The organism is Nonomuraea fuscirosea, assembly GCF_003001935.1.
Lineage (GTDB): Bacteria > Actinomycetota > Actinomycetes > Streptosporangiales > Streptosporangiaceae > Nonomuraea > Nonomuraea fuscirosea.
Genome location: NZ_PVNG01000042.1, coordinates 24772 through 30771 on the forward strand (window position 1 = coordinate 24772; position 6000 = coordinate 30771).

The window sequence follows — 6000 nt, forward strand, 5'->3', positions numbered from 1 at the left end:
CTCTGGTAAGCCTCGCCGTCGTACCCATAGGGTTCGGTTCAAGGTCCGCCGAACCCTATGGGGGGAAACCGATGGAGTTCCGGCTCCTGGGTCCGGTCGAGGTGTGGAACGACGGGCGGCAGATCGCCCTCGGGGGGCCCAAGCCGCGGGCCCTGCTCGCCACTCTGCTTCTCGACGCCGGCCGTGCGGTCGGCGTCGAGCGGTTGATGGAGGCGATCTGGCAGGAGAACCCGCCGCCGACCGCCCGTGGTGTGCTGCAGACGTACGTCGCCTCGTTGCGCCGGGCCTTCGACGGCGCGGGCCTGCCGGAGGTCATCGTCTCGCATCGCGTGGGCTACCTGGCGCGGATCCCGCCCGGCACCCTCGACAAGGACGTGTTCGAGCGGCTCGTCGACCAGGGACGGCAGGCGGCGCGCACGGGAGGCCACCAGGAGGCGGCAGGTCTCCTCCGTACGGCGCTGGCCCTGTGGCGGGGCCCGGCCCTGGGCGGGACCGGCGACACCGGCCTGCGCCCTGAGGCCATCAGGTTGGAGGAGCTGCGGCTCGCGGTGCTGGAGGAGCGGATCGCGGCCGACCTGGCGGCCGGCGGGGTCGAGGGCCTGATCGACGAGCTCACCCAGCTGGTCGCGGTCCATCCCATCCGGGAACGGCTGCGCCGCGATCTCATGGTGGCGCTCTACCGGGCCGGTCGGCAGGCGGACGCGCTCACGATCTACCAGCAGGGCAGGCAGGTCCTGATCGAGGAGCTGGGCATCGACCCCGGCCCGGACCTGCGGCGTACGTACGAGGCGATCCTGCGCTCCGACCCCGCGCTGCTCGGCGCGGCCAGAACCGTCGCGCCCCGGCAACTGCCCTCCGCGCCCCCCGACTTCACCGCGCGCGAGGAGGAGCTGGCCGCGTTACGCGACCGGCTCACCAGGCCGAACACCATGCCGGTCTGCGTGATCTGCGGGCAGGGCGGCATCGGCAAGTCCGCGCTGGCCCTGCGTGCCGGACACGAGCTCGCGCACTTCTACCCGGACGGCCAGCTCCATGTGGAACTACGCGGCACGACGCACACACCGGCCACCCCGGCCGAGATCCTGGGCCGGCTCCTGCGCGAGCTTCAGCCGCCCGGCGCGCAGCTCCCCGCCACCGTGGAAGAACGCGTCAACCGCTACCGCACCCTGCTGGCCGGCCGGCGCAAGCTGATCGTGCTGGACGACGCCGGCTCCGAGGCGCAGGTACGGCCCCTGCTGCCCAGCGCGCCCGGCTGCGGCGTGATCGTCACCTCCCGCAACCGCCTGGCCGGACTGGACGGCGCCGCCCTCATCGACCTCGGGACACTGCCCGCCGAGGCCAGCGTCGAGCTGCTGGCCCAGATCGCCGGCCACGAGCGCGTCACCGTCGACCTCGACGCGGCCCGGCACATCGTCGCGCGATGCGGCGGCCTGCCCCTCGCGCTGCGCATCGCCGGAGCCCGGCTGGCCTCACGACGTCAATGGTCCACGCGACGCCTGGCCGACCGGCTGGCCGACGAGCAGCACCGGCTCGACGAACTGGCCGCGGGAGACCAGGAGGTGCGGGCCAGCATCGCGCTCAGCTACGCCATGCTGCCCGCCGCGGAGAAGACGGCGCTGCGCCGGCTCGGGCTGCTCGGCCTGCCCAGCTTCCCCCTCTGGGTCGCCGCGACGGCGCTGGAGACCGGCCTGCGCCAGGCCGAGCAGCTGCTGGAGCAGCTCGTGGACGCCTCCCTCCTGGAAGAGGCGGACGTGGACGCGGCCGGCCAGGTCCGCTACCGGCTGCACGACCTGATCCGGCTGTTCGCCACGGAACGCGCGCACGCGGAGGAGCCGGTGGCGGAGCTGACGGCCACGGTCTGCAGGGTCCTGGGCGGCTGGTTGTGGCTGATCGAGCGGTTGAGCCAGGCCGTCCCGACGGGGGCGATCCCCATGCGCGCCGCGCCCGGGCTGGCCCGTCCGGTGGACGACGAGGCCACCAGGCCGGCGCTGGCCGATCCGCACGCCTGGTTCCGCAGCGAGGAGGAGGCCCTGATCGCCGGCGTGGAACTGGCGGCGGCCATGGAACTCGACGAACTGGCCATCCAGCTCGCCTGCGCCGTCTCGGCGGCGGCGTTCGAAGGCAGCCAGTACATCTTCGACGACCCGTTCGCGGCCTGGCGCCGGATGAACGACGCGGCGCTCACGGTCGCGCGGCGGATGGACAACGTCCCGGGCGAGGCGGCCCTGCTGGCCGGTCTGGGGCACCTCCACTACGCGCGGGACTCCTTCGCCGAATCCCGCCAGTATCTCGGCCAGGCACTGTCGCTGTTCCGTACGACCAAGGACGTCCGCGGGGAGGCGACCACCCTCGCCGGGCTCGGCGAGGCCTGCCGCGAGCAGGGATACCTGGCCGAGTCCCTGCACTTCCTCGGTCAGGCCGGGACGCTCCTGCACGACCTCGCCGACACGGCGGCCCTGGCCCACGTCAAACGGCTGTCGGGCACGGTACGCCTGGAACGCGGCGACTATCCGGCGTCCTGGGCGGATCTGACCGCCGCGCTGGAGCTCTACCAGCAGGTGGGCAACCGGCGTGGCGCCGGGCTGACCCTGCGCAGCATGTCCCTGTACCACCGCGCCAGGGACGAGCACGGCATGGCCGCGGAGCTGTGCGAGCAGGCGCTGGACATCTTCCGTCCGCTCGGCGACCGGCTGATGGTGGCCTACTGCACCCGTTCGCTGGCCAAGGCGTGGCTCCGGCTCGGCGAGCACGACCAGGCGCGGCAACCGCTGGAGGAGGTGCTCGCCACCATGCGCGCCCTGCAGGATCGCTGGGGCGAGGCCTGCACGCTGCGCACGATCGGCGAGCTCGACCTGGCCGAGGGGCGTCTCTACCAGGCCAGGAGCCGGCTGGAGGAATCGCTGCGGCTGTGGGAGGCGCTGCGGATCCGCCCCTTCCAGGCCCGGACCCAGCGTGACCTGGCGCTGGTGCACCGGGCGTTCGGCGACGACGTCACCGCCGACGCCATCTGGTCGGAGGCGCTGGAGACGTTCCGATTACACGGCTGCCGCGAGTACGACGAAATGCTGAAGGACAAGCCCTACTGATCGTTTGCAGCGTTTTTGGAGCAGGCCGCCGCACCATGGCGTCGACGTCTCATAGCGACGCGTCCATGGCTGGTAACCGGAGGGCTCCATGCGGGAGATCGTGTTCCTGTCCGATTCGCGGATCGCCGAGGTCCCCGTCAAGGAATGCGGGGAACCCTTGGTGGATCTGCGTACCTTGGAGGCCATCCGGGTCGACCCGCGACTCGCCGACGAGGCGGGGGCGTACGCGCACCTGCGGCAGAGCGTGGCCGATCGCCTGGTGGTCGCGCAGACGCGGCTGCCGCGCGAGCTGCGGTTCCTGATCATCGAGGGATACCGCCCGGCCGGCCTGCAGCGGCGCTACTTCGGCTCGGCCGTCGCCCGCCAGCGGGCCGCGCATCCCGGCTGGGACGACGCCCGCGCCCGAGTCGAGGCGAGCAGGTACGTCTCCCCGCCCGAGGTCGCCCCCCACGTCACCGGCGGCGCGGTGGACCTGACCCTGCGCTCGGCCGGCGGCGTCGAGCTGGACATGGGCACGGCGGTCAACGCCACCCCGCCGGAGAGCGACGAGAACTGCTACACCGACGCGACCGCCATCTCCGCCGAGGCCAGGAGCAACCGCCGCCTCATGGGCGACGCCCTGACCTCCGCCGGCTTCGTCAACTACCCTACGGAGTGGTGGCACTGGTCCTTCGGCGAGCGCTACTGGGCCTTCCTCACCCAGTCCCGCCACGCCCGCTATGGCCTCGTCGAGGATCTGTCAACCGCCGCGCCACGGTGACCGGTGGGAGATCCGCACCAGAATTGCGCCGCCCCGCGTCAGGGCGGCGGCGACCTCTCCGCGGGGGAGATCGTCTTCGATTCGCAGGTCAACGACGCGGGCGCCGCGCCGGAAGCTCCCCGAGACCGTGACGACGACAGTGAGGCCCGGCCATGATCCTAGGTGCGCAGTTCCAGGGACAGGTGCCCGCCGACTCGACCCGCCGCTGGTTCACCCACAGCTGGCCGGAGGCCTGGCGGGTGGCGTGGATGGGTGGCCCCGACGTGGCCGATGGTGGACGGTGACGCGCAGATCGAGTCGCGCGTGCAGGTGGACCGCCAGGACGCGACGCTGCGCGTCCGCGTCCTGGACGTGACCGAGGCCGACGCGCCCGCCGGCCCGCTGGCGGAGCTGGCGCTGCCCGCGCTCTCCTACGACGGGAGCGCCGAGCGGCGCGTCCCGTTCTCCCTCCCGAGCCCCGCCTGGGACCCCCGCCGTACGGTCATCGTCACGGCGCACCTGGACCGGACGGGCACCGGTGAGGTCGAGGCAGGGGACGCGCTCACCACCCGCGCCGAGCCGGCCGCGCAGGACCGCCTCATCCTCTTCCTGACGCCGATCCGCGGCAGCTGAAGCGGTGGGCGACGGCGCCCTGGCGCAATTCTCGCGTGCGTGCGGTCATGAAGTAATTCTTTGAGCGAAATGATCAGAACCGTGGACCCGCGGACGCCTCGGAGTGACAATCCGATCGTCAACACAAGATCGCGGGAGGCCAGGCGGCTTTCCGCCCGGGCGTAATCCCTGCTCGGCTTCGGGTGAGGCGCGTACGCGGAGCGTCTTCACCGGCCACTGGTCGGGGACCGTGGACAACATCCGCACCTACGACGGCGTCCTGAGCGCCGAGCAACCCCTGGTTGGCAGCCCAGTAAGTCCCCCACCCTCACTGGGAGAGGTTCATGGACCCGCAGGATGAGTTCGACCTGCCAGAAGCTCGCTGGAATCGTTTACCCGAACCCGATAAACCAGACCTTCCGGACATGTCGTGGAACGCCTTCCGGGACGTGGCCAAGCCCGTGTCCGCGTGGCCGCGCCGCCTGGCGGCCGCTCTGTCGATGGTCCTCGTGGTGCCTCTGGTCAACGCCATGCCCGCCTACGCGGCGCCGCGTTCGGCCCCGGCGGTGCAGAAGGAGACCCCGGTCAAGGGCACGAGCGTGCCCGTCCAGGCGCCGGAGGCGGATCCCGTCGCCGAACGGGCGTGGAAGGCGGCGCCGGCGGTCACCTGGCCCAAGCCGCAGAAGGCGGAGCTGGGGAGCAGCAAGGCTCCCGCAGGGTTCCCCGTGCACCTGGCCGCCGACAAGAGCGGCAACCGCAGCAGCGACCAGAGCGGCGACCCGGTGAGCGTGGAGCTGCTCGACACCGACCGGCTCGGCCTGGCCCTGCGGGTGTCTCCGGGTCAGGGCGTCGCGGCCGCCAGGGCGGGCGGCGGAAAAACCGAGCTGAAGATCGACTACTCCGGTTTCCGTTACGCCTACGGCGGCGACTACGGCGCCCGGCTCGGCATGGTCAAACTCGCGGAATGCGCGCTCCAGTCGGCCACCGCCACGGCCGAATGCCCGCAGCCGGAGCCGGTCAGGAGCAGCAACGACCCGAAGACCGGCACGCTGAGCGCCGAGGTCGAGACCGGCGCCGTGTACGCGCTGGCCGCCGCCCCCTCCGGCCAGTCCGGCGACCACTCCGCCACCTCCCTGTCAGCCTCGTCCGACTGGAGCGTCGGCACGCAGACCGGCGACTTCTCCTGGAGCTACGACCTGCGCACCCCGCCCGCGCTGGGCGGGGAGGAGCCGGAGCTGTCGCTCTCCTACTCCTCGCAGAGCGTGGACGGCCGCACCGCCTCCACCAACAACCAGGCGTCCTGGGCCGGTGACGGCTTCGAGTTCAGCCCCGGCGGCTACATCGAGCGCCGCTACAAGTCCTGCATGATCGACGGCAAGAAGACCGGCGACCTGTGCTGGGACCAGGAGAACGCCGTCCTGTCGCTGGGCGGCTCGTCCATCGAGCTGGTCAAGGACGCCACCAGCAGGCAGTGGCGGCCGAAGCGGGACGACGGCACCAGGATCGAGCTGCTGACCGGTGCCACGAACGGCGACAACAACGGCGAGTACTGGCGGGTCACCA

At 72.0% G+C, this 6000-nt stretch carries 4 protein-coding genes and 1 pseudogene; all 5 read left to right on the forward strand.

Annotated elements, in window-relative coordinates; translation table 11 throughout:
- Positions 1-71 precede the first annotated feature (71 nt).
- Positions 72-3086, forward strand: coding sequence for an AfsR/SARP family transcriptional regulator (locus tag B0I32_RS53600; RefSeq protein WP_106253004.1), 3015 nt, complete (start codon positions 72-74; stop codon positions 3084-3086).
- Between the two features lie 88 nt (positions 3087-3174).
- Positions 3175-3846 (forward strand): M15 family metallopeptidase, encoded by a 672-nt coding sequence (locus B0I32_RS53605; RefSeq protein WP_106253006.1) that lies wholly within the window; start codon positions 3175-3177, stop codon positions 3844-3846.
- 152 nt (positions 3847-3998) lie between these two features.
- Entirely contained in the window at positions 3999-4130 is a 132-nt protein-coding gene (locus B0I32_RS61290; RefSeq protein WP_281262690.1) for a hypothetical protein, read from the forward strand.
- Complete coding sequence (locus tag B0I32_RS53610) at positions 4099-4458, forward strand: hypothetical protein (RefSeq protein ID WP_181308807.1); 360 nt, start codon at positions 4099-4101, stop codon at positions 4456-4458. The genes B0I32_RS61290 and B0I32_RS53610 overlap by 32 nt, the downstream gene beginning before the upstream one ends.
- Positions 4459-4862: 404 nt before the next feature.
- Positions 4863-6000: pseudogene (locus tag B0I32_RS53615) on the forward strand (hypothetical protein); the annotation flags it as partial.